Annotated in this window: 17 protein-coding genes, 7 tRNA genes and 1 other annotated feature; of the genes, 17 read left to right on the top strand and 7 right to left on the bottom strand. The window is 39.7% G+C overall.

The window, feature by feature from the left end; all coding sequences use genetic code 11:
• Nucleotides 1-206: 206 nt before the first annotated feature.
• From H8700_RS01710 to rplL, 3 genes are all read left to right on the top strand, one after another.
• On the top strand, nt 207-1,931 hold the full coding sequence (locus tag H8700_RS01710) for an ABC transporter ATP-binding protein (protein WP_249302632.1): 1,725 nt from the start codon (nt 207-209) through the stop codon (nt 1,929-1,931).
• A 124-nt stretch (nt 1,932-2,055) separates the two neighbouring features.
• Nucleotides 2,056-2,201, top strand: a sequence feature (ribosomal protein L10 leader region).
• A gap of 83 nt (nt 2,202-2,284) precedes the next feature.
• On the top strand, nt 2,285-2,785 hold the full coding sequence (gene rplJ, locus H8700_RS01705; protein ID WP_022142489.1) for a 50S ribosomal protein L10: 501 nt from the start codon (nt 2,285-2,287) through the stop codon (nt 2,783-2,785).
• Nucleotides 2,786-2,894: 109 nt separating this feature from the next.
• Nucleotides 2,895-3,260: a 50S ribosomal protein L7/L12 gene (rplL, locus tag H8700_RS01700; protein WP_022142490.1), complete on the top strand. Its 366-nt coding sequence runs from the start codon at nt 2,895-2,897 to the stop codon at nt 3,258-3,260.
• A 270-nt stretch (nt 3,261-3,530) separates the two neighbouring features.
• Here the strand turns inward: rplL and H8700_RS01695 are convergent, their stop codons facing one another.
• Entirely contained in the window at nt 3,531-4,268 is a 738-nt protein-coding gene (locus H8700_RS01695; protein ID WP_249302594.1) for a LytR/AlgR family response regulator transcription factor, read from the bottom strand.
• Between the two features lie 530 nt (nt 4,269-4,798).
• Between H8700_RS01695 and eno the strand changes: the two genes are divergently transcribed.
• A complete protein-coding gene (gene eno / locus H8700_RS01690; RefSeq protein WP_249302592.1) occupies nt 4,799-6,100 on the top strand; it encodes a phosphopyruvate hydratase in 1,302 nt (433 codons plus the stop codon).
• A 462-nt stretch (nt 6,101-6,562) separates the two neighbouring features.
• Here eno and H8700_RS01685 read toward each other — a convergent pair whose 3' ends face one another.
• Entirely contained in the window at nt 6,563-7,321 is a 759-nt protein-coding gene (locus H8700_RS01685) for an HAD family hydrolase (protein WP_249302590.1), read from the bottom strand.
• Nucleotides 7,322-7,710: 389 nt separating this feature from the next.
• Nucleotides 7,711-7,944, bottom strand: coding sequence for a hypothetical protein (locus H8700_RS01680; protein ID WP_022142493.1), 234 nt, complete (start codon nt 7,942-7,944; stop codon nt 7,711-7,713).
• A gap of 359 nt (nt 7,945-8,303) precedes the next feature.
• Between H8700_RS01680 and H8700_RS01675 the strand changes: the two genes are divergently transcribed.
• Nucleotides 8,304-9,068: an SDR family NAD(P)-dependent oxidoreductase gene (locus H8700_RS01675; protein WP_249302588.1), complete on the top strand. Its 765-nt coding sequence runs from the start codon at nt 8,304-8,306 to the stop codon at nt 9,066-9,068.
• Between the two features lie 199 nt (nt 9,069-9,267).
• Here H8700_RS01675 and H8700_RS01670 read toward each other — a convergent pair whose 3' ends face one another.
• From H8700_RS01670 to H8700_RS01660, 3 genes are all read right to left on the bottom strand, one after another.
• Nucleotides 9,268-10,647 carry a sodium-dependent transporter gene (locus H8700_RS01670; protein ID WP_249302586.1) on the bottom strand — a complete coding sequence of 460 codons (1,380 nt, stop codon included), beginning with the start codon at nt 10,645-10,647 and terminating at the stop codon, nt 9,268-9,270.
• 103 nt (nt 10,648-10,750) lie between these two features.
• Nucleotides 10,751-10,823: transfer RNA gene (locus H8700_RS01665), tRNA-Lys, on the bottom strand.
• 77 nt (nt 10,824-10,900) lie between these two features.
• Nucleotides 10,901-10,973: transfer RNA gene (locus H8700_RS01660), tRNA-Lys, on the bottom strand.
• 319 nt (nt 10,974-11,292) lie between these two features.
• Here H8700_RS01660 and H8700_RS01655 point away from each other — a divergent pair.
• The 7 genes from H8700_RS01655 (at nt 11,293) to H8700_RS01625 (ending at nt 14,329) form a co-directional block, all read left to right on the top strand.
• Nucleotides 11,293-12,486: a pyridoxal phosphate-dependent aminotransferase gene (locus H8700_RS01655; RefSeq protein ID WP_022142496.1), complete on the top strand. Its 1,194-nt coding sequence runs from the start codon at nt 11,293-11,295 to the stop codon at nt 12,484-12,486.
• A 3-nt stretch (nt 12,487-12,489) separates the two neighbouring features.
• Complete coding sequence (hisC, locus tag H8700_RS01650; protein WP_249302584.1) at nt 12,490-13,554, top strand: histidinol-phosphate transaminase; 1,065 nt, start codon at nt 12,490-12,492, stop codon at nt 13,552-13,554.
• A 174-nt stretch (nt 13,555-13,728) separates the two neighbouring features.
• Nucleotides 13,729-13,803: transfer RNA gene (locus H8700_RS01645), tRNA-Pro, on the top strand.
• Between the two features lie 59 nt (nt 13,804-13,862).
• Nucleotides 13,863-13,933: transfer RNA gene (locus H8700_RS01640), tRNA-Gly, on the top strand.
• A 7-nt stretch (nt 13,934-13,940) separates the two neighbouring features.
• Nucleotides 13,941-14,014, top strand: a tRNA-Arg gene (locus tag H8700_RS01635).
• Nucleotides 14,015-14,073: 59 nt separating this feature from the next.
• Nucleotides 14,074-14,147, top strand: a tRNA-His gene (locus tag H8700_RS01630).
• Nucleotides 14,148-14,257: 110 nt separating this feature from the next.
• Nucleotides 14,258-14,329, top strand: a tRNA-Gln gene (locus H8700_RS01625).
• A gap of 109 nt (nt 14,330-14,438) precedes the next feature.
• On the opposite strand, the gene H8700_RS01620 is transcribed toward H8700_RS01625, so the two are convergent.
• Complete coding sequence (locus H8700_RS01620) at nt 14,439-15,803, bottom strand: MATE family efflux transporter (RefSeq protein ID WP_249302580.1); 1,365 nt, start codon at nt 15,801-15,803, stop codon at nt 14,439-14,441.
• A 256-nt stretch (nt 15,804-16,059) separates the two neighbouring features.
• On the opposite strand from H8700_RS01620, the gene H8700_RS01615 reads away from it, so the two are divergent.
• The 5 genes from H8700_RS01615 to H8700_RS01595 all read left to right on the top strand — a co-directional run bounded on the left by H8700_RS01615 (nt 16,060) and on the right by H8700_RS01595 (nt 22,768).
• Entirely contained in the window at nt 16,060-17,229 is a 1,170-nt protein-coding gene (locus H8700_RS01615; protein WP_249302578.1) for an FprA family A-type flavoprotein, read from the top strand.
• Between the two features lie 104 nt (nt 17,230-17,333).
• Entirely contained in the window at nt 17,334-18,170 is an 837-nt protein-coding gene (locus H8700_RS01610) for a DegV family protein (RefSeq protein WP_249302576.1), read from the top strand.
• 193 nt (nt 18,171-18,363) lie between these two features.
• Nucleotides 18,364-19,425, top strand: coding sequence for a YutH/CotS family kinase-like spore coat protein (locus H8700_RS01605; RefSeq protein WP_249302574.1), 1,062 nt, complete (start codon nt 18,364-18,366; stop codon nt 19,423-19,425).
• Between the two features lie 156 nt (nt 19,426-19,581).
• Nucleotides 19,582-20,913, top strand: a complete 1,332-nt coding sequence (locus H8700_RS01600) for a PEGA domain-containing protein (RefSeq protein ID WP_249302572.1) — start codon at nt 19,582-19,584, stop codon at nt 20,911-20,913.
• A gap of 121 nt (nt 20,914-21,034) precedes the next feature.
• Entirely contained in the window at nt 21,035-22,768 is a 1,734-nt protein-coding gene (locus H8700_RS01595) for a phospho-sugar mutase (protein ID WP_249302570.1), read from the top strand.
• Nucleotides 22,769-22,952 lie beyond the last annotated feature (184 nt).

The following is a 22,952-nucleotide window of genomic DNA, read 5'->3' as shown; positions in this document are numbered from 1 at the left end:
AACCTATTTCAGGTAAAGATTCTATAGGGTATTTCTGTTTTGTATCAGAGGAACAAATCTAAAAAAGACAGGCATTTCTTTATGGATCATTTTATGCAACAGTTTGACACTATAACTTTGTGGTGATACGATAATGCGTACAAATAAACAGGAAGCAAATGGTTTTGCTGCCTGAAAAAGAAAAACGAAAAAAAGAGGGAAAGAAAGTGCATATATTAAAGAAGTTTATACCGTATTATTCACCATATAAAGTCGTATTTTTTCTGGATCTGATCTGTGCGGCAGTGATCAGTCTGATCGATCTTGCCTATCCGCAGATCCTACGTATTATGACAAAAACAATATTTGCCGGAAGTTCTTCTGTCATATTGAAGGCGTTGCTTCCAATCGGTCTTGCCATGCTTGTGATGTACATTATTCAGGGGCTTTGCAAATATTATGTCAGCTATCAGGGACATATGATGGGTGCTAATATGGAACGCGATATGAGGCAGCAGCTTTTTGATCATTACGAAAAGTTATCTTTTTCTTACTACGATCAGAACAATTCCGGTCAGATGATGAGTAAGCTGGTGTCCGATCTTTTTGATATTTCCGAAATGGCACATCATGGCCCGGAAAATCTTTTCATTTCTCTGATCAAAATTATCGGATCGTTTGTGTTCCTGTTTATGATCAACTGGAAACTGGCTGTCCCGCTTCTGGTGCTCGTATTTTTTATGATCCTTTTTTCTTACGGACAGAATCGTAAAATGCAAGCGACCTTTTTGGACAACCGCCAAAAGATTGGGGACATTAACTCAAGTTTACAGGATACATTAGCCGGAATTCGTGTGGTACAGTCTTTTGCAAATGAAGAGATCGAACGCAAAAAATTTAAGCACAGCAACCATAACTTCTTAGTTTCTAAAGATGCTAACTATCATTGTATGGGTACTTTTATGAGCGGAAATTTGTTCTTTCAGGGATTAATGTATCTTGTCACATTGGTTTTTGGTGGCTTTTTGATCGCAAAAGGGCAGATGGAAGTAGCGGATCTTGCAATGTATGCACTTTATATCGGTATCTTTATCAGTCCGATCCAGATACTGGTGGAATTAACGGAAATGATGCAAAAAGGGCTGTCGGGATTTCGGCGTTTTCTGGCAGTTGTTGAGACAGAGCCGGACATTGTGGACCAAAAAGATGCAAAGCCATTAGAGCAGGTACAGGGAACGGTAGATTACGAAAATGTATCTTTTCATTACAGTGATGACGATATGCTGGTATTATCGGATGTATCTTTTCGCATCGAAGCCGGTAAGTCAGTTGCTCTGGTAGGACCTTCCGGCAGTGGTAAGACAACGATCTGTTCCTTGCTTCCGCGTTTTTATGATGTCACAGGCGGAAGAATCCTGATCGATGGAAGAGATATCCGCAGTCTGACATTGGAAAGTCTGCGTAACCGGATTGGTCTGGTGCAGCAGGATGTTTATCTTTTTTGCGGTTCTATCAAGGAAAATATAGCATATGGAAAGCCGGATGCTTCTATGGAAGAAATTGTGGATGCGGCGAAGAAAGCAAATATTCATGATTTTATTTTGTCGCTGCCGGATGGTTATGACAGCTATGTAGGAGAGAGGGGAACACGTCTGTCAGGAGGACAAAAGCAAAGAATTTCTATTGCCCGTGTTTTTTTGAAAAATCCGCCTATCCTGATCTTAGATGAAGCAACCAGTGCATTGGATAATGAGAGTGAACGCTGGATCCAGCACAGCTTAGAAGAGTTAGCAAAGAACAGAACAACGATCACAATTGCCCATCGTTTATCAACGATCCGTAACGCAGATGAGATTTTGGTCGTTGCAGATACCGGAATTGCGGAACGGGGAACACATGAAGAATTGATGGCACTCAATGGCATCTATGCACATTATAATGAGATGGGATAAGAAATAGTGAATGGAAAAAGTAAGGCATAAAAATGGAAACAAAAATTTGACAAAAAATATGCTGAAATAGCATAAAAATGCTTGACACGTACGGCAGAGTGTGATATCCTATATTAGGTTTTGCGAAAAGCAAAGCACACTGCCGTAGACAGTAGGTGTCGGTTAACCGACGTAAGAACAATCGCCTACCGAGGAAGATGTGATCATGAAAAGATTATTTATGAAACTTCACCTCTCTGTCTGTGGACGGAGAGGTTTTTTATATGAAATAAAAAGCAATGTTGCATTTTTATTTTGAGTCAGTCTTGCGTGCAGTGATAATATGGGCTTGCCCAAGAAAGGAGATTTCACTCATGGCAAAAGTTGAATTAAAACAGCCTATCGTTGACGAGATTAAGGCTAAGGTTGAAGGTGCTGCTACAGTTGTATTAGTTGACTATCGCGGACTTACAGTTGAGCAGGACACAAAGCTTCGTAAAGGACTTAGAGAGGCAGGATGCGAGTACAAAGTATACAAAAACACATTGATGAAACGTGCTTTTGAAGGTACTGATTTCGCACAGTTAGATGATTTATTAGATGGACCATCTGCTATCGCAATTTCTAAGGAAGATGCTACAGCTCCTATCAGAGTTCTTAACAATGTAGCAAAAGAAGCAGAGGCTCTTGAATTCAAGGGTGCTGTAGTAGAAGGTGCATTCTACGATGTTGATGGTGTTAAAGCACTTGCAAGCATTCCTTCAAGAGAAGAACTTATTTCCAAGTTACTTGGTTCTTTACAGTCACCTATTACAAATATGGCTCGTGTTCTTAACCAGATCGCTGAGAAAGGTGAAGGTGCTGCAGAGGCTTAATAAGTTGCAGACTCTTACAGTCTGTTCGGACTGAAAACGAACGAAAAAAGAAACTACGACACGCATAAGGCGGTCGCATTACTATCAAAAATTATGGAGGTAAATAATAATGACTACTCAGGAATTTATTGATGCTATCAAAGGCATGACAGTATTAGAATTAAACGATTTAGTAAAGGCTTGTGAGGAAGAATTCGGCGTTTCTGCAGCAGCAGGTGTTGTTGTAGCAGCAGGTGCAGCAGGTGCTGAAGGCGGAGCTGAAAAGGATGAGTTCGATGTAGAACTTACAGAAGTTGGACCAAACAAGGTTAAGGTTATCAAGGTTGTTCGTGAAGTAACCGGTTTAGGTCTTAAGGAAGCTAAAGAAGTTGTTGATGGTGCTCCTAAGGTTGTTAAAGAGGGTGCTTCTAAGGATGAAGCTGAAGACATCAAGACTAAGCTTGAAGCTGAGGGTGCTAAGGTTACTCTTAAATAATTCAAATTTGTTTATGATTGAAATCGGAAGAGGCGTTGCTTTTGCAACGCCTCTGTTTTTTATGGAATAGGAAACTGCTCGTATAGTAGAGGTGATCAACAAGAATTGCAATAGCAATTCTTGCAAAGTTTAATGTTCCATTAAACTTTTGACAACGCGCCGGCTTTGCACTTTTTAATGAAATAGGAAACTGCTCGTATAGTAGAGGTGATCAACAAGAATTGCAATAGCAATTCTTGCAGTGCAAAGCGCCGGCTTTGCACTTTTTATCTACAGTTCTTTCAATCGAAAAACATTCTTTGTATATAGTTCTTTGATCTCCCGTTCTTTATTGCGGCTTAAAGAAATCTGTTCTCCGTTATCCAGTACAAGTGTCCCGTTTTTAAAATAATGAATATGTGCAAGATTGACTAAAGTATTTCTCCGGCAAAGGAAGAAACCATATTCGGACAGCTTATCTGCCCAGTCGTTTAAGGTTCCGCGGCTTTCGGCTATATGATCCGAAAAATGAAATGATAAAAGCTGCCGTTTGCTGTCTGCAATTTCTATAAAATAAATGTCCTTTACATTGATTGTTTCTTCGTGAGTATCTGTATGCAGGATCGTCATGAAACGATGATCTGAGTTGATCGAGTGGATCACATCATCCATCACATAGGTGAAATTCTCCATAGATACCGGTTTTACAAGATAATAAAATGGATGCGTTCGAAAACTTGCCTGCATATAAGAAGGATAAAAACTGATAAAAATAATGATTGCATGTCGATCCATTTCTTTGATTTTTTCTGCAAGTGTCAGACCATTGATCGCTTCCATTTCTATATCCAGAAATAATATATCAAAACGTTCTCCGGTTTTATATAAATGCAATAGTTCTGTTGGTTTATCAAAAGCCTGATAAGAGATATTGGCATCATGTACTACATCATACTGTTCCAGTTTGGATGCAATATCCTGAGTGTGCTTTGTGTCATCATCGCAAATTGCTGCTTTTAGTTTTAACATAAGTGTCTCCTTTGTTTCAATAAATGTCAAAACTGAAGTATTTTTCATTTATCTTAATTGTATATTCTGTATAAAATTATAACGTAAAAAATGGTTGCCGAAAAGCGTATTTAGCGTATTTCATAAAAAGATAATAGTTGGATCTTGTCATGTTTTGTCGGATTAGATGATAATCTTTTGCTATTTACTGTGTTGTAATTCTTTATCATATAGATTATACTAACGCCAGTTAGATAACTCTAACTACTGTGAATGAGTCATGTGGTATTCTCCTACAACCGGAAGAAATGAGCAAGCTTCCGGGGAGAAAACTGCATTACTGTATCCATCATCGTTGGATGCAATATTCTGACGATATACTTATAAAATTTCCGAAAAATACAAATATAGTAAAGAATTACGCAGGAAAGCTTTGTGGTGTTCCGAAAAAACTGTATTTTTCATGAAAGTATAAATTGATCTTAAGAAGGTAAAACTGTAAGCAGAAATGTATAAAATCATAAAAATTCATATAATAGGAGGAAATTGGCATGTCTTATTTAGAAATTGAAAAAGTTGTTGGAAGAGAAATCCTGGATTCAAGAGGAAATCCGACGGTAGAAGCAGAGGTTTATCTGATGGATGGAACGGTTGGAAGAGGTACGGCTCCTTCCGGTGCATCCACCGGAGAATTTGAAGCATTAGAGCTTCGTGATGGACAGACAGACCGTTATCTTGGAAAAGGTGTTACAAAAGCCGTAGAAAATATCAATACGATCATAGATGAAACTTTGACCGGAATGGATGCATCCGATATTTATGCGATCGATGCAGCTATGATACAGGCAGATGGAACAAAAGATAAATCAAAACTGGGAGCAAATGCAATTCTTGCGGTATCAATTGCCTGCTGTAGAGCAGCAAGTATTTCTTTGGATATTCCATTATATCGTTTTCTTGGAGGTGTCAATGGAAACCGCCTTCCGGTTCCGATGATGAATATTGTAAATGGTGGTTGCCATGCATTATCATCCGGCCTTGATGTACAGGAATTTATGATCATGCCGGTTGGAGCACCTTCTTTTAAAGAGTGTTTAAGATGGTGTGCCGAAGTATTCCATGCATTAGCTTCTATTTTAAAAGAAAGAGGACTTGCTACTTCTGTTGGTGATGAAGGTGGATTTGCTCCTGCATTAAAATCAGATGAAGAAGCAATTGAGACAATTCTTGAAGCGGTCAAAAAAGCAGGTTATGAACCGGGAAAAGACTTTAAGATTGCAATGGATGCGGCTTCTTCAGAGTGGAAGAGCGAAAAAGGAAAAGGGTATTATAAGCTTCCAAAGGCCGGTACGGAATATACAGCAGAAGAACTGATCGAGCATTGGGCAGCTCTTTGTGACAAATATCCGATTATTTCGATAGAAGACGGACTGGATGAAGAAGACTGGGAAGGTTGGCAAAAACTTACCAAACGCCTGGGTGACAAAGTTCAGTTAGTCGGTGATGACCTTTTTGTTACAAATACAGAACGATTAGAAAAGGGTATCAAAATGGGGGCAGGCAATGCGATCCTGATCAAATTAAACCAGATCGGTTCGGTATCAGAAACTCTTGAAGCAATTAAGATGGCGCATAAAGCAGGTTATACAGCGATCAGTTCACATCGTTCCGGTGAAACAGCCGATACAACGATTGCCGATCTTGCCGTTGCTTTGAATACCTGCCAGATCAAGACAGGTGCGCCAAGCCGCAGTGAACGTGTAGCAAAATACAATCAGCTTTTACGAATCGAGGAAGAACTTGGTGCAAGTGCCGTATATCCCGGAGTGAAAGCCTTTAATGTAGAGGGTTAATGAGAAATAGCAAGGAGATAAAAACTCTTATGCAGCGAGAGAAAAGAAACATCAAAGAGACGAAAACTCTTATGCAGCGAGAGAAAAGAAACATCAAAGAGACGAAAACTCTTATGCAGTGAGAGAAAAGAAACATCAAAGAGACGAAAACTCTTATGCAGTGAGAGAAAAGAAACATCAGAGAAACAAACTCTCTTGGTTAGAAGAATGAAAGAATGCTCTTATAGAAAAATTTTCAATAAGAAGATATTAGAGCAGGGAAATATGGTTCTGGTAAAAACTGTGTCGGATATTATCTATTGATATGTAATCCGGCACAGTTTTTTTGTGTGGCGTAATATAATGAGTCTAAAAGAAAAGCAAAGCTGGCATTTGCTTTTCAGTGCGAATTAACGAACAAATTATTCTGCGAAGCAGAAAGAGAAATTCTGTAAGAGTGGATTTGTGAGTTCTTAGTAAATTTCATGATAAGAGTGTATTAAGATATACAGCGACACCATCTTCTTCGTTTGATAAAGTTGTTGCATTGGCGGCAGCCTGTACCTGTGGAAGTGCGTTCTTCATGGCAACACCGCAACCGCAATGTGTGATCATTTCCATATCGTTTAAATCATCTCCAAAGACAAGGACATCCTCTAGAGTAATATGAAGCTTTTGTGTCAGAAAACGGATAGCAGAAAGCTTGCTTGCACTATGATCAAAAAAAGTATAGCGGTCTTCGCCACGATAACGAAGCTGTGCACAGCCACATTTTTCGGCAATTTCTTTGGCGATGCCTTCTGTCGGGATCTCCACTACCATTTTATTTGCCGGATAAGGGAAAGGTTCCTCCGGTGAAAAGAGAATATAATCATGTGTGACCGATGGATCTTTTGGATAACGGTATAAACCGTGTTCGGTTGGGATTGCAATATGTGTTGTCAGTTTGTGCTCACAGAGCAGCCGAACCAAAGCCCGTGTAGTGTGCAGATCCATACAGTTTGAATAAATGCATTTTTCATGTTCATAGATCAAAGTACCATCTGTAAGGATCTGATACCTTGCATGCAACGCTTCGGCATAAGGTCTGGCACCGTAAATGTAGCGTGCAGTCGCAATCGCTACCGGGATGCCCATTTGTTCGCAACGGGAAAATGCCTGTATGGTACGATCGGATATAGTTTTATCATTTTTTAATGCTGTTCCGTCTAAATCGGTGACGATTAATTTTGGAAAAAACATAGAGTGTCCTTTCTTCTTTGCTTATTTTTTGTGTTTAGGGCGATCACAGTCGCATTTTTTCCGGCAGGCATGGTCAAGAATGCGGGAAACTTCATCCCACGAACGCTTCAGACAGATTGCTTTTTTGTTTAAGGCACTATTACATTGAAAATGATTCGCAAGCTTGTGTTTGAATGACATGATGGCTCCTTTTTCGTGCAAACTGTCAGGAAAAGCAAAAAGCCGGTTCCGTTTGCAGTTGCATCCTCTATATTAAACTTCTTATATTAATGATATGAAAATGATCGGATAAATGTGCCGGATCCTGCTCGCAAAATGTCTGTATTGTACATTTCCTTTTTGCCATAGAAAGAAATAAATGTGTTTGGCATGCTATTCTCCGATATCTTCTAGCGTGCCATTTCTTTCAGATCGTTAAAAAGTGCGAGATCATCATTTGTCAGTTTGACATTTGTAGATAAGTTTTTGCCCTCCGGTGTTGTAATTTTAATCTCTAAAACTGTATTTTCCTGAATAACGTTATTTTTGGAAGCTGCCTGTAAAAACATCGGAAATTTGGGATGGGATGTCGTAAAGCGGCTCCATGAATTTTTAATACGAAATAACATAGTTGGGTTTATCATCGGTACAGTTCCTTTCTTTTCTGGTTTTGCTCTTCTGTATGAAAACAGTCTATCATATTTTCTGAAATATGCAATTCGCAGTATCTAAAACAGGAAGAATCCTCCGACACGGTTTGAAAATGATAAAAAGTCAGGGATTGTCTTACAAAATGCCGAGAAATTATATTATAGATTCTAAAATGTCGGAAAGCTTTGGGGATAAGTTAAAATGAAATGATAAGAACCATTCCGTTATATTCTAAAATGCAGGAATTTTTTACCATCATTCTTAAAATAAAAAAGAGTTCTTGCAAAAGCAGAAAATATAGCGTACATTTAATAAAAAGGTGAAAATCAGGTAGGAATTGGAGTACGAAAATATGAGAGATGTAAGAGATTATGTAGTTTTGATCACGGGTGCAACAAGTGGGATCGGGCTTTCCATGGCAAAGGTTTTTGCGCAAAGAGGAAATACACTGATCATAACTGCATCGGATCAACAACGTTTAAATATCACAAAAAGAGCATTGCAAAAAGCATATCATGTATCTGTCGAAGCAATCTGCCAGGATCTGAGTGAACCGGATGCGGCAAGGAAACTGTATCAAAAAATCAAAGAGAAGAAATACATGGTAAACATTTTGGTCAATAATGCAGGTTTTGGCCTGGTCGGCAGTGAGAAAGATCTGAAATTAGAGCAGGAGGAAAAAATGCTCGCAGTTAATATTACAGCATTGACGCAGCTGTGTCACTTGTTTTTGAAAGATATGAGTCATCAAAAAGAAGGGAAGATCCTGAATGTGGCATCGACAGGAGCTTTTCAGCCCGGGCCATATACAGCGGCATATTTTGCCAGTAAATCGTATGTAGCAAGCTTTAGCCGTGCACTTCGTGTCGAAGCACAGGAATATGGTGTACAGGTGTGTACGTTATATCCGGGAAGCACCAGAACCGCATTCTTTGAAAAAACCGGTACGAGAACACCGATCTGGGCAATGAACCCTGACAAAGTTGCAAGAATTGCCTATGTCAAGCTCTGGGAAAATGAAGGAACGATCATGCCAGGGATTATAGACCGTATCGTGCGCTGGATACCGTCAGAAATAAAAATTCGGTTTATAGCAAAAATGAAACATCGAAAATAAAAAAGGAAACATCGAAAGTGAAACATCGAAAATAAAAATGAAACATTAAAGATAAAATATTAAGGATAGAAAGAGACCATGAAAAAGGCAACAGATTTTCAAGATTAAGAAATTCTGTTGCCTTTCTTGTGGAATAGAAAAATGATCGAAACAGCAGAATGCAAAGTACCAAAGCAACGGCTAAGCCGGTGGCCGCGATTTAAATGGAGATCCAGCCAAATGCATTCGCAACGGAGCTGATCAAAATGATCGCAGCAAAGATCGGACATAAGTATTTGATCATAAAATAAAAGATTTTTTTGCGGTGAAATGTTCCGTTCCCGGCAGTGACTTCGTCTTCAATCTTTTGAATGCCAATCACTCTGGATACAAGCAGACAGGTTGTGATCGCAGCGATTGGCATCATAACAGAGTTTGTAACAAAATCAAAGAAATCCAGAAACTCCATGCCGATCAGTTTTACAAATGCCAGTGGACCATAGCCAAGAGAGGAAAGAGTTCCAAGGCACAGCATGATCACGCCGACTAAAACAGTACATTTTTTGCGGCTCCAGCCAAGCTCATCTTCAAATGTAGAGACAGCACTTTCCGTCAAAGCGATCGAGCTTGTTAAAGCGGCAAAAAGCACAAGCATAAAGAATAAAATTCCGGCAAAGGTACTTAGTCCCATACTGTCAAACATTTTAGGAATTGTAATAAACATAAGAGAAGGTCCGGCTTGTAACGCTTTCGGATCTCCACCTGAAAAAGCAAAGACGGCAGGAATGATCATTAATCCTGCGATCATTGCGATCGCTGTATCAAAGAATTCTACATGTGTAGTAGACTCTTCAATCGATACGTCTTTTTTCATATAAGAACCAAATGTGATCAGAATACCCATAGCGATCGACAAAGAGTAAAACATTTGTCCCATGGCGGCAACAACGGTCATCCATGAAAAGTTTTTCGGATTTGGTATCAGAAAATATTTTACACCGGCTAAAGCACCGGGACGTGTCACCGAATAAATGGTAATGATAATAGATAAAACGATCAGGAGCGGCATCATGATCTTAGAGACGCGTTCTATTCCGTTTCGTACACCGGCATAAATGATCGCCAGCGTGCAAAGAGAAAAGATTGCAAAGCAAATCTCTGTGCTAAACCCATTGCTGATAAAATTAGTAAAATAATGATCAGAAGCAAGTATTTTGCCCTTCCCCATTAAATATTCGACAAGATATTTGATCACCCAGCCACCGATCACAGAATAATATGGCACGATCAAAAGTGGAATGATTGCATTGATCCAGCCACCAAAAGAAAGCCAGCGAGAGCTGCCAAAGAAGCGGAAAGCACCGACCGGGCTTTTCTTTGTAAGTCGTCCGATGGATGTTTCGGCAATGATCATTGTATAACCGAAAGTTAATGCAAGTAAGATATAAATCAATAAGAAGATTCCTCCGCCATATTTAGCAGCAAGATAAGGGAACCTCCAGATGTTTCCAAGTCCGACAGAAGCACCTGCTGCGGATAAAACAAATCCGATTTTTCCCGAAAATGTGCTTCTTTTCTGATGTGTTTTCTTTTGCTTCATAATAATCCCCATTTCTACCTGTTCTTATATACAAACATCATTTGTATATATAAAATAAAAAAAGCCCTTACCCAACAGCTTATCTGTCAAACGAGGACTCTAGTGCGCGATCAGGGGTTCGAACCCTGGACACCCTGATTAAGAGTCAGGTGCTCTGCCAGCTGAGCTAATCGCGCTGATATGTCATTGCTTTTACGCAACGAATTCATTATAGCAAATGTATTGCAAAAATGCAAGTACAAATTACTGAAAGTGCGCGATCAGGGGTTCGAACCCTGGACACCCTGATTAAGAGTCAGGTGCTCTGCCAGCTGAGCTAATCGCGCATGACATGCGTTGCTTTTACAGCAACGTTGATATAATAACAAAAAAATTTTCAAAATGCAACTCCTTTTTATAAATTTAATTTTTTTTAATAATTTTATTTTAATGTGAAAAATCATATATTATATGCCGACTTTCTTCTGTGCTATAATCAGGGGGTTAAATATCCGTTTTCAAAAATAGGATTTTCAAAAACAGTCCGGCAGGAATGATAAAAGTATGGCAATTTATATTAAAATAAGATAAGATAGAACTGTTTATAAGGAGTAAGCAGAGTGTACCATGAGATGGGATCACCTGATAAGGAAAGGATGGTTGCGAATGATAGCAAAGAAAATGCAAAAATATGTTGAAGGAAGTTCTGTTACAAGAGCAATGTTCGAAGAAGGGAAACGTCTTGCCGGGATCTATGGTGCCGAGAATGTATATGATTTCAGCCTTGGAAATCCAAGCGTAGAACCGCCCAAAGCAGTAAAGGAAAGTATGATTGATGTTTTAGAGCATGTCCATCCTAATAAAGTACATGGTTATATGAACAATGCCGGTTATGAAGAGGTGCGTGAAGCAATCGCACAGTCTTTGAACAGGAAATTTGATACACATTTTGATCAAAAGAATATTATTATGACAGTAGGGGCAGCAGGCGGGCTCAACGTTGCGTTAAAGACAATCATAGATCCGGGAGATGAAGTGATTGCTTTTGCTCCTTATTTTGGAGAATATAACAACTATGTAGCAAATTTTGATGGTGTAATGGTTGCTATCTCTCCGAGCATACCGGATTTTCAACCAAACCTTGAGGAATTAAAAACAAAGATTACGGCAAAGACGAAAGCTGTGATCGTCAACACACCAAATAATCCGACCGGTGTGATCTATTCGGAAGAAACAATTCAGAAATTAGCAGATATTTTAAGGGAAAAGGAAAAAGAATTCGGTACAGCGATCTATCTGATCGCAGATGAACCATATCGTGAGCTTGCTTATGATGGAGCTGACGTACCGTATCTGACAAAGTATTATGAGGATACGATTGTCGGTTATTCATACAGCAAATCGTTATCGCTTCCGGGCGAGCGAATCGGATATCTTGTCATCCCAAATGAAGTGGATGATTTTGAAAATGTGGTCAATGCAGCTACGATCGCAACACGTATCTTAGGTTTTGTCAATGCACCATCCTTACAGCAGCTTGCCGTTGCAAAATGTCTGGATCAGACAACAGATATTGCAATCTATGATGAAAATCGTAAATTATTATATAATAAGTTAAAAGAACTTGGATTTACCTGTGCAAAGCCGGAAGGCGCATTTTATATGTGGGTAAAGAGTCTCGAAGAAGACGATAGTGCTTTTGTTGCAAAAGCAAAAGAGTTTAATCTGCTCTTAGTACCGGGAAGTGCCTTTATGTGTCCGGGTTATGTGCGCATTGCATATTGTGTCGATAAGAGCATGATCGAGCATTCGTTTGCGGCATTTGAAAAACTGGCAGAAAGTTATGCAGAAAAGAGGTAGAAAATGAGTAGTTGGAAAGATAATTTAAGAACGATAGAACCATATGTACCTGGAGAACAGCCGGATCTTCCCGATATGATCAAGCTGAACACGAATGAGAATCCTTATCCGCCATCTCCTAAAGTACAGGAAGTATTAGACCAATATGATATCAATGCATTGCGTTTGTATCCTGATCCGAATTCACAGCATCTTGTAGATGCGATTGCAGAATATAATGGTTTAAATTCTGATCAGGTTTTTGTCGGAGTAGGATCAGATGATGTGCTTGCAATCGCATTTATGACTTTCTTCAATTCGAAAAAGCCGATCCTTTTCCCTGATATTACTTATTCTTTTTATGATGTATGGGCAGAACTTTTTCAGATTCCATATGTCCAAAAGCCTTTAGATGATCATTTTGAGTTTGTAAGAAGTGATTATTATGGGGAAAATGGCGGTATCGTGATCGCAAATCCGAATGCACCTACCGGTGTCGTGCAGGAACTTGATGCGCTGCGTGATATCATTGACCATAACCGTGATGTAGTCGTGATCATTGATGAAGCTTATGTTGATTTTAGTGATCATAGTGCATTAGAACTGATCAAAGAATATGACAATGTATTGATCGTACAGACCTATTCTAAATCCCGTTCACTTGCCGGTATGCGTATCGGACATGCCATGGGTAGTGCAGAACTGATTGCTGCGATGAATGATGTCCGCTTTTCTTACAACAGTTATCCGATGACAAGATTGTCAGTAGAGATCGGTGCAGCTGCGATCCGTGATAAAGCGTATTTTGAAGAAATGCGTAAGCGTGTTGTCGATACCAGAGAGTGGACGAAGAAAGAATTGACACGTCTGGGATTTACTTTTGGTGATTCTAAAACAAACTTTATCTTTGCAAAGCACAAGACGATTCCGGGTGAAGTCTTTTTTGATGAGCTTCGTAAAAAGCATATCTTTGTTCGTCGTTTTGGAAATAATCCGAGAATTAAAGACTATTTGCGTATTTCGATCGGAACACAAAAAGAGATGGAAATTCTGGTACAGGAATTAGAAAAGATCGAAAAAATGCATTAAAAGAGATAAATTCATGAAAAAAATACAAGCCACAAATCCAGTAAAAATAGGGGTTTGTAGCTTGTATGATAAAAAAGTTTGAAAAAAATCAAAAAAAGTGTTGACATTCTGATAGAGCTATAATATAATCTTACTTGCGTCACGGATAAGACGGTTGTTAATGAGACAGCACTTCGGGGTGTGGCACAGTTTGGCTAGTGTACCTGATTTGGGATCAGGGGGTCGCAGGTTCGAATCCTGTCACCCCGATTGTGTGACGTGAATTGAATAAAGAAGAAGCAGGTACTTGGAGCTTCGATAAAAAATATGCGGGTGTAGTTCAATGGTAGAACACCAGCCTTCCAAGCTGGATACGTGGGTTCGATTCCCATCACCCGCTCTTATACGTGCTAGTAGCTCAGCTGGATAGAGCACCGGCCTTCTAAGCCGGTTGTCGGGGGTTCGAATCCCTCCTGGCACGCTTATCAGTTAAGATGAACCAATCTGTACTGATATTACTTATATGATGTTATTCATATGGTGGGTATAGCGCAGTTGGTTAGCGCGCCAGATTGTGGCTCTGGAGGCCGTGGGTTCGAATCCCACTATCCACCTTGAAATCCTTGTTATTATGGCAGGGATTTTTTCAATATAGGAGTGGACATTTTGTTACACTTCGGGAATATTGGATCGTTCATGATCATAATATTCCAATTATAAATAGTGGGCCGTCGCCAAGCGGTAAGGCACAGCACTTTGACTGCTGCATTCGAGGGTTCGAATCCCGCCGGTCCAGAATAGAAAAAAGAAGTCGGTTTTGACCGGCTTCTTTTTTTGTTTTTTTATGGAATAGGAAACTGCTCGTACAGTGGTGGTACACACGGTAATATCTTGAAATTGTATTTTTATTTCATGGCACGCATTTCCGACCATACCATAACGGCAGCTGTCACAAATGCCATGCCATCTGCGATAGGTGCTGCATACAGGATTCCCTTGATCCCAAAGATGGTAGGCAAAAAGAACATCAGCGGCAGCAAAAAGATGATCTGTCTTGTCAGAGACAGGAATGTACCTTTGTTAGCTTTACCGATGGAAGTAAAGAATGTAGAAGAGATTGGCTGCATAAAGTTTGCCCATGCCATTAACATAAAGATACGGAAGTAGAAAGATCCGAATTCAAAATATTCTTTCGATCCATTCCCAAACAGTGCCAGCAGTTGGTGCGGAAAGAGCTGAAAGATTACAAAAGCGATTACCGATACGGTTCCACCTGCGATCATAGCATAGCGGTATGCGGCTTTTACACGTTTATATTGGCGTGCACCATAGTTAAAACTTTCAATCGGCTGGCTGCCCTGAGACAATCCGATCACGATGGAAAAGTAAAGCTGTCCGACTTTCATAACGATTCCGGCACAGGCGATCGGGATTGCTTCACCATATTGAGAAAGAGAACCATAATGTTTGAGCAGATTGTTCATACAGATCTGTACGGTCATCATTGCAATCTGGTTAAAGCAGGAAGCCATGCCAAGTGCCATGATCCTTTTCAGATAAATAGTCTGTGGACGCAAATGTTTTTTTTCGATTGTTACGGTCCGATAGTGTCTTAAATAGTTCAGAGCCAGAAATGCAGAAAAGATCTGACCGATGATCGTTGCAAGAGCAGCACCGACCATACCCCAGCGGAGAACAAGTACAAAAAGAGCGTCCAATACAATGTTGATTATGGCACCGGACAGATTGCATATCATTGTCATCTTTGGGCTGCCATCGGCACGGATCAGATGACCGCCACCGATTGTAATGATCAGGAAAGGAAAACCGATCGCTGTGATGCTGACATATTGCTTTGCAAGCGGCAGTACATTATCAGGAGAACCAAAGCACTTTAACATCGGATCTAAGAAAAGTTCCGTTCCGATAAATAGGATTGCTCCCAGACCAAGAAGCATCGTGATCGAGTTACCAAGAAAATATGGTGCTTTTTGGGATTCACCGGCTCCCATATGCAGGTTGAAGCTGGATGCACCACCGATACCAAACATCAATGCAATCGCTGTACACATCATAGAAAGCGGAAATGCAATATTTGTTGCAGCATTTCCTAATGTACCGACAGCGTTGCCGATAAATAACTGATCGGCGATGTTATAAACAGCACTGACCATCATTGCAATGATGCTTGGAACGGCAAACTTGATCATCAATTGGTTGATATTTCCGGTTGCCAGTGGATTGTCTGTTGTATTTTGTGTTGTGGTCATAAATCATCCTCATTTCTAGCTTATTTTATTTCGCAATAAAAAGGTTCATTCTATAGTAATGATACATCAATAAGAAGAGTTTTTTGCAATAATTATTATACTATGTGGTGTCAAGAAAGATATGCTTTCTTTTTTTTTGCCCTAATGCTATAATCATTCTGAATAAAAAAATTGTAGGCATTCTTAAAATCGGTTTTGATATGATACAAAAGATTTTAAGAATACAATAGCATATGAATAATGGAGGTAAATTTACATGGATAAAGTTACAATTTCTGATGCTGTAAAGTACATAGGCGTAGATGATACAGATCTGGATCTTTTTGAAGGACAGTATATTATTCCGAATGGGGTATCATATAACTCATATGTCATTTTAGATGAGAAGACAGCAGTTATGGATACCGTAGATGCAAGAAAATCCAAAGAGTGGTTTGAAAATTTAAAAGCTGCGTTAGATGGCAGAACAGTAGATTATCTTGTGATCTCTCATCTTGAGCCGGATCATGCTTCTAATGTAAAGGCATTAGCAGATGCGTATCCCGATGCAAAATTAGTGCTTAGTGTCAAAGCCAAAGCAATGCTTCCACAGTTTTTTGATATTGAAAATCTTGAGGAACGTGCGATCGCAGTCAAAGAGGGCGATACATTAGAACTTGGTGCACATAAATTAACATTTGTCATGGCTCCGATGGTACATTGGCCGGAAGTTATGGTGGAATATGAGTCAACAGAAAAGATTCTGTTTTCAGCAGACGGTTTTGGTAAGTTTGGTGCTTTAAGTGCAGATGAAGACTGGACTTGTGAAGCCAGAAGATACTATTTTAATATAGTAGGAAAATATGGTGCTCCGGTGCAGACATTGCTGAAGAAAGCAGCAGGTTTGGATATTCAGACAATCTGTCCGCTGCATGGACCGATCTTAAAAGAAAATTTAGAATATTATATTGATAAGTATAACACATGGAGCAGTTATGAACCGGAAGATGAAGGTGTTTTGGTTGCAAGTGCGTCCATTCATGGAAATACGAGAAAGGCAGCAGAAAAGATGGCAGAGATCCTGAAAGAAAAGGGTGCTGCCAAGGTTGCATTTACTGATCTGACCCGTGATGATATGGCAGAGGCTGTTGAAGATGCATTTCGTTACAGCAAGTTAGTTCTTTGTGCAGCGTCTTATGATGGCGGTGTGTTCCCTCCGATGGAAGACTTCTTAAACCGACTTGCCCATAAGAGCTATCAGAAGCGTAAGGTTGCAATGATTGAGAACGGTTCCTGGGCACCAACAGCAAAAAGAGCGATGACAGGTATGTTAGAGGGTATGAAGAATCTTTCTATATGTGAGAATAATGTTACGATCATGTCTGTTATGAAAGACAAAGATATCGCAGCAATGGAAACACTTGCAGATGAACTCCTCTCAGAGTAGCATTTTGTAAGACAGTTCAAAATAACAGAAAAATTAAGTATGTCCTCTCAGTATCTTCTTAGCGAAAAATATCGAGAGGACATGATACAGGTATGGAGGCAAGAATGATACGAATAATTACGGACAGTTTATGTGATTTGACAATGGAATATGCAAAGGAGATCAATATTGATATCCTTCCGTTAAATGTATGTTTTGGTGAAGAAGAGTACAAATGCGGTATAGAATTATCAAATGAAGATTTTTATACAAAGTTAGAAGAAAACAGTACTCCGCCATCAACATCAGCAGTAAATCCTTATGATTTTGAAGAGGTTTTTCAGCGGTATGCAGATGCCGGAGATGACGTGGTAGCGATTATTTTCTCAAAGGGAATGAGTGCTACTTTCCAGTCGGCATATATTGCACAGGAAAAAGTGGACTCTGACAAGATCCATCTGATCGATTGTGAAAATGGAGCAATGGGGCAGTCTCTTCTTGTTAAGACAGCTGTTTCACTTCGTGATGCGGGAAAGAGTGCCAAAGAGATTGAAGATGCGATCCGTAAATTACTTCCGCAGACAAAGACATACATTGTTATTGACACAATGGAATATTTAAAACGTGGCGGCAGAATCTCAAAGAGTGCAGCACTTATCGGCGGATTGATGAAACTTCATCCGGTTTTGCAGGTAGTAGCGGATGGCGCAAAGCCGGTAGACAAGGTTAAGGGAAAGAAGTCTTGTAATGCATGGCTTGTCAACCGCTTACTTGAAAATCCGGCTGATCCCGACTACCCGATCGTAATTGGTCATTCCAATGCACCGGAACGTGCAGAAAAGCTCAAAGAACAGCTTGAAGAAGCAGGCGTAAAGAATCCGGTATTCGTAACATGTATCGGACCTGTCGTTGGTACACATATCGGACCAAACAGCCTTGGTATCGGTTATATTGAAAAATAATATTGCAATCCCCGGAATCCCTTTTGTATGATAAGGAATACTTGTGATACAAAAGGGATTTTTTTGGAATGATTCCTCCTTCTGTGTCATATGATGAAAAAGAACACGTTCGATACCGGACATATAAAAATGCATTGGTAAGATTAATGTATTTATGATCGGAATTAAAATCAGGGGAGCAGGGGGTTGTAAAATGGAAGATAAGACGGAAGAAATTGTAAAACAATATCCGATTCATGTGAATGGAAAAAGGAGAATTCGTGGTGCAATCCTCTTTGAAGCCAAAGAAGGTATTTTTACACTGATCCATTGCCGGGAAAGTGAGAAGAAGCTTAGTTTTACGGAGCAGATTAAGATGAAGCTGGAAGAACAGGGACGCAAGGCGATTGATCTGGCATTGAAGACAGAGAATGGTTCTTATACAACGAGAGATAAACAGGGTAATGTATGGATATTAAAGCGGTGGTTTTTAGGAAGAGAATGTAACCTGCATGATAATGATGATGTCAGGGAGGTTGTACAAAATCTTGCCTGTCTGCATCGGGAATTTGTTTATCCGGCACAAGATATAATAAAAGATGCGTCTAAGATATTGACGCAGGAGCAGGATCAGACGAAGACGGATTGTTTGGAAGATTTCAAAAAGTGGGGTTGCAAAAAAGAAATCACGGGAACATTGCATCGCCACATGCGTGAAATGAAACGCGTTTATAATTATATCCGTACGAAAAAGCAGAAAAACGAAATGGAGATCTGTATATTAAATCTTTTCCCGCTGTATTATGAACAGGCAGGAAAAGCTCTTGAACAGATGGATCAGGAATCTTTTTTGTATTTGCAGCAACAGTCTGTCAATGAAGGCCGTCTGTATCATGGCAGTTATAATCATCATAATGTTCTTTTTACGGAACATGAGATTGCGGTTGTTAATTTTGAACGGGCAGAGTTTGGCATGCAAATTGTGGATCTGTATCATTTTTTGCGGAAATGGATGGAAAAAAAGGGCTGGAGTGTGCATAGCGGTATAAGAATGATTGAAGAATATCAAAAAATACGACCGCTTTCCGATATCGAAGCAAAAATGCTGTATCTTTTGTTTTTATTTCCGGAAAAGTTCTGGAAACAGATTGATTTTTATTACAATGGAAAGAAATCATGGATGTCTTTGAAAAACTATGAAAAACTTAGAAAAATGGAAGAACAGGAGCAGGAGCGTCAAAAGTTTTTAAGAGAGATCAGGGGGCTTTTATTTTAGAGAAGTGTGTGGTAAAATATAAATAGGTATGTCTATATATTTGCAAGGGACGAATGCAAAAGCATATACTTATTTTGAGAAGATTATTGTGTCGGAAGAAGGCATTGACACTCTGATCGGAAGATATTACACGGATGTAGATGAAGGGACGAATGAATGTTGAAAAGAACACACAAACACATTACTTTACTGGTATGCATAGCTGCTTTATGCGTAACCGTTCTGACTTCGTGTAGTATTTCGATTAAAAAGAGGAACAATACAGCGGCATCGACGCCGGCAATAGAAACACATGGTGTAACCGGAGTTGTTTTGAAGAACGATACGGCAAAAGAAGAGATCCAGTTAAGAGAATTAGAAACAGATACTGTAGATACATTATCCTATGGTGAGACTTCGGTAGTGACAGATCGCTATCAACAGGAAAAAGATGCATCAGAGATTGAGATAGGAGAGATCTTTACGGTGGAATACCGCATCAGTGATGCAAAGATCGTGACAGCATCCGTTCCGGAAGACGAATGGGAATATCAGGATGTTAAGAAATTTTCATTTGATGCGGATCAGAATATGATGAAATTTGCCGGTGAGAAATACCAATATGACCAGCATACTTATTTTGCGTCCGAGACAGCACAGATCGATACAATGGAGTTTAGTTCGCAGGATGTGTTGACAGTCCGTGGTATCGGTATTAAAGTATATTCAGCAGTCAGGACATCCGGTCATGGCTATATCCGTATTACGAATTATAATGATTTCAAAGGTGGTATGGCAGAAGTGGGAGACAAGATCATTGTTCCTGTTTCAGATAATATGCTTATCACTGCCGGAGAAGGCACATATCGTCTGACATTGTCAAAGACCGGAGCAAGTGCGACAAAGACTGTTATGGTTAAGGCGGATTCGGAAGTTGTTGTTGATTTTAGTGATTATGTACCAACGAAGAAAAACATTGGTGAAGTTACATTCAATGTAGAGCCGGAAGGAGCAGATGTTGCCTTGAACGGTACAACGATCCGCTATGACAAGCCGGTACGGTTAAATTATGGCAAATATAAAGTTACAGTGTCTATGACAGGATATCAGACGTATTCCGGTATTTTAGATGTAGAAGAAGCATCGAAAACAATATCGATCAGCCTGACCGATGAGGAGGAGTCAGAAGCTTCTGCAACACCATCGGCAAGCAGTACACCGGCTGCATCTTCCTCGTCTTCAGATAGTTCGAGTGACAGTAATACTGTTACGAAGAAGATCGACAGCGGACATACGATCACGGTATCAGCACCGGAAGGTGCATCTGTATATCTGGATAATGTTTATAAAGGTATGGCACCTTGTACATTTACAAAAGTAATCGGTTCTCAGACTATTACATTAAGTGAGACCGGAAAAGTTACAAAGAGTTATACGGTAGATATTCTGGATGATGACAAGAATACCAAACTATCATTTGCTGATCTTGTAGCAGATGATACACAATAAATGACAAAACCGGTGAAAATAGTTTTGTCAGGCACAAGAAATACTAAATATAAGAACGCGTATGCGTCTATAGATAAATCAATCACTTTACGGCATATGCCGGATGACAGGAGGAAAATTCATGAATTACAAAGAAAGCTATAAGGCATGGTTAGAAAATCCATATTTTGATGAAGACACCAAAAAGGAATTGCAGGCAATTGCAAATGACGACAATGAAATCAAAGAACGTTTTTATACCGATCTTGAATTTGGCACAGCAGGACTTCGTGGCATTATCGGAGCCGGCACAAACCGCATGAATATCTATACGGTTCGTAAAGCGACACAGGGACTTGCTAATTATATTGTAAAAGCAGGTAAGACAAGCCAGGGCGTTGCAATCGCATATGACTCCAGAAGAATGTCACCGGAATTTGCTGATGAAGCTGCTCTTTGCCTGGCTGCGAATGGTATCAAAGCTTATGTTTTTGAATCACTCAGACCAACACCGGAGCTTTCCTTTGCTGTAAGAGAATTAAAATGTATCGCCGGTATTAACGTGACTGCAAGCCACAATCCACCGGAATACAATGGTTATAAAGTATATTGGGAAGATGGTGCACAGATCACACCACCTCATGATACCGGCATTATGGATGAAGTAAAAGCTGTTACGGATTATGCAACAGTTAAGACAATGGATAAGAGGGACGCACAGGAAAAAGGTCTATATGAAGTGATCGGTGCTGCGATTGATGATAAATATATTGAAGAACTTAAAAAACAGGTGATTCATTGGGACAGCATCAAAGAAGTTGGAAAAGACATTAAGATCGTATATACACCATTACATGGAACAGGTAATATCCCGGCAAGACGTGTCTTAAAAGAGATTGGTTTTGAAAATGTATATGTTGTACCGGAGCAGGAGCTTCCTGATGGCGAGTTCCCAACAGTAAGTTATCCAAATCCGGAAGCTGCAGAAGCTTTTGAACTTGCATTAAAGCTTGCAAAAGAAAAGGATGCCGATCTGGTACTTGCGACTGATCCGGATGCCGATCGCCTTGGTGTCTATGTGAAGGATACAAAGAGCGGAGAATACATTGCATTAACAGGTAATATGTCAGGTTGTCTGCTTGCTGATTATGAGATTTCCCAGATTAAAGAGACAAAAGGGCTTCCTGAGGATGGTAAGCTGATCAAGACGATCGTTACATCGAATCTTGCAGATGCGATTGCAAAATACTATGATGTTGACTTGATCGAAGTATTGACCGGATTTAAGTTTATCGGTCAGCAGATCCTTGGATTTGAGACAACCGGCAAGGGCAAATATCTCTTTGGTTTTGAAGAGAGTTATGGCTGCCTGATCGGCACACATGCTCGTGATAAGGATGCGATCGTTGCTACAATGGCACTTTGTGAAGCAGCAGCTTACTATAAGACAAAGAACATGACATTATGGGATGCCATGATCGCTATGTATGAGAGATATGGTTATTATAAAGATGGTGTACAGGCTGTAACCATGAAAGGTATCGAAGGTCTTGCTAAGATTCAGGAGATTATGGCAACACTTCGTAAAGAGCCGTTAAAAGAGTTCTGCGGACACAAAGTCACATCATTCCGTGATTATCAGGCAGATACGATTACAGATATTACAACCGGTGAGGTAAAACCAACAGGACTTCCAAAGTCAAACGTATTATACTTTGATATGTCAGACAATGTATGGATGTGTATCAGACCTTCCGGAACAGAACCTAAGATCAAATTCTACTATGGTGTTGTAGGTACTTCTCTTGAAGATGCAGACAAGCAGTCAGAAGAAATGGCAGCAGCCGTTACAAAATTAGTAGAATCTATGTCATAAAAAAAATCTTCGAAAACATTCCGGTCTGGTATATGAGAGAACCGGCAGTGTTTTCAGATATTTTCCCGCTAAACATTTTTGTATATAGGATTATGTTATGAAACGGATCTTTGATATAAGATCTGTTTCATGCAAAAATGTTTTAGTGGGTTTTGTTATCTTATCAGGGGTGAATTTCTCTAAA

The organism is Jutongia hominis, assembly GCF_014384965.1.
Lineage (GTDB): Bacteria > Bacillota > Clostridia > Lachnospirales > Lachnospiraceae > Butyribacter > Butyribacter hominis.
Note: the sequence above shows the minus strand (reverse complement) of the source record. Positions and strands in the feature narration are given on the sequence as shown.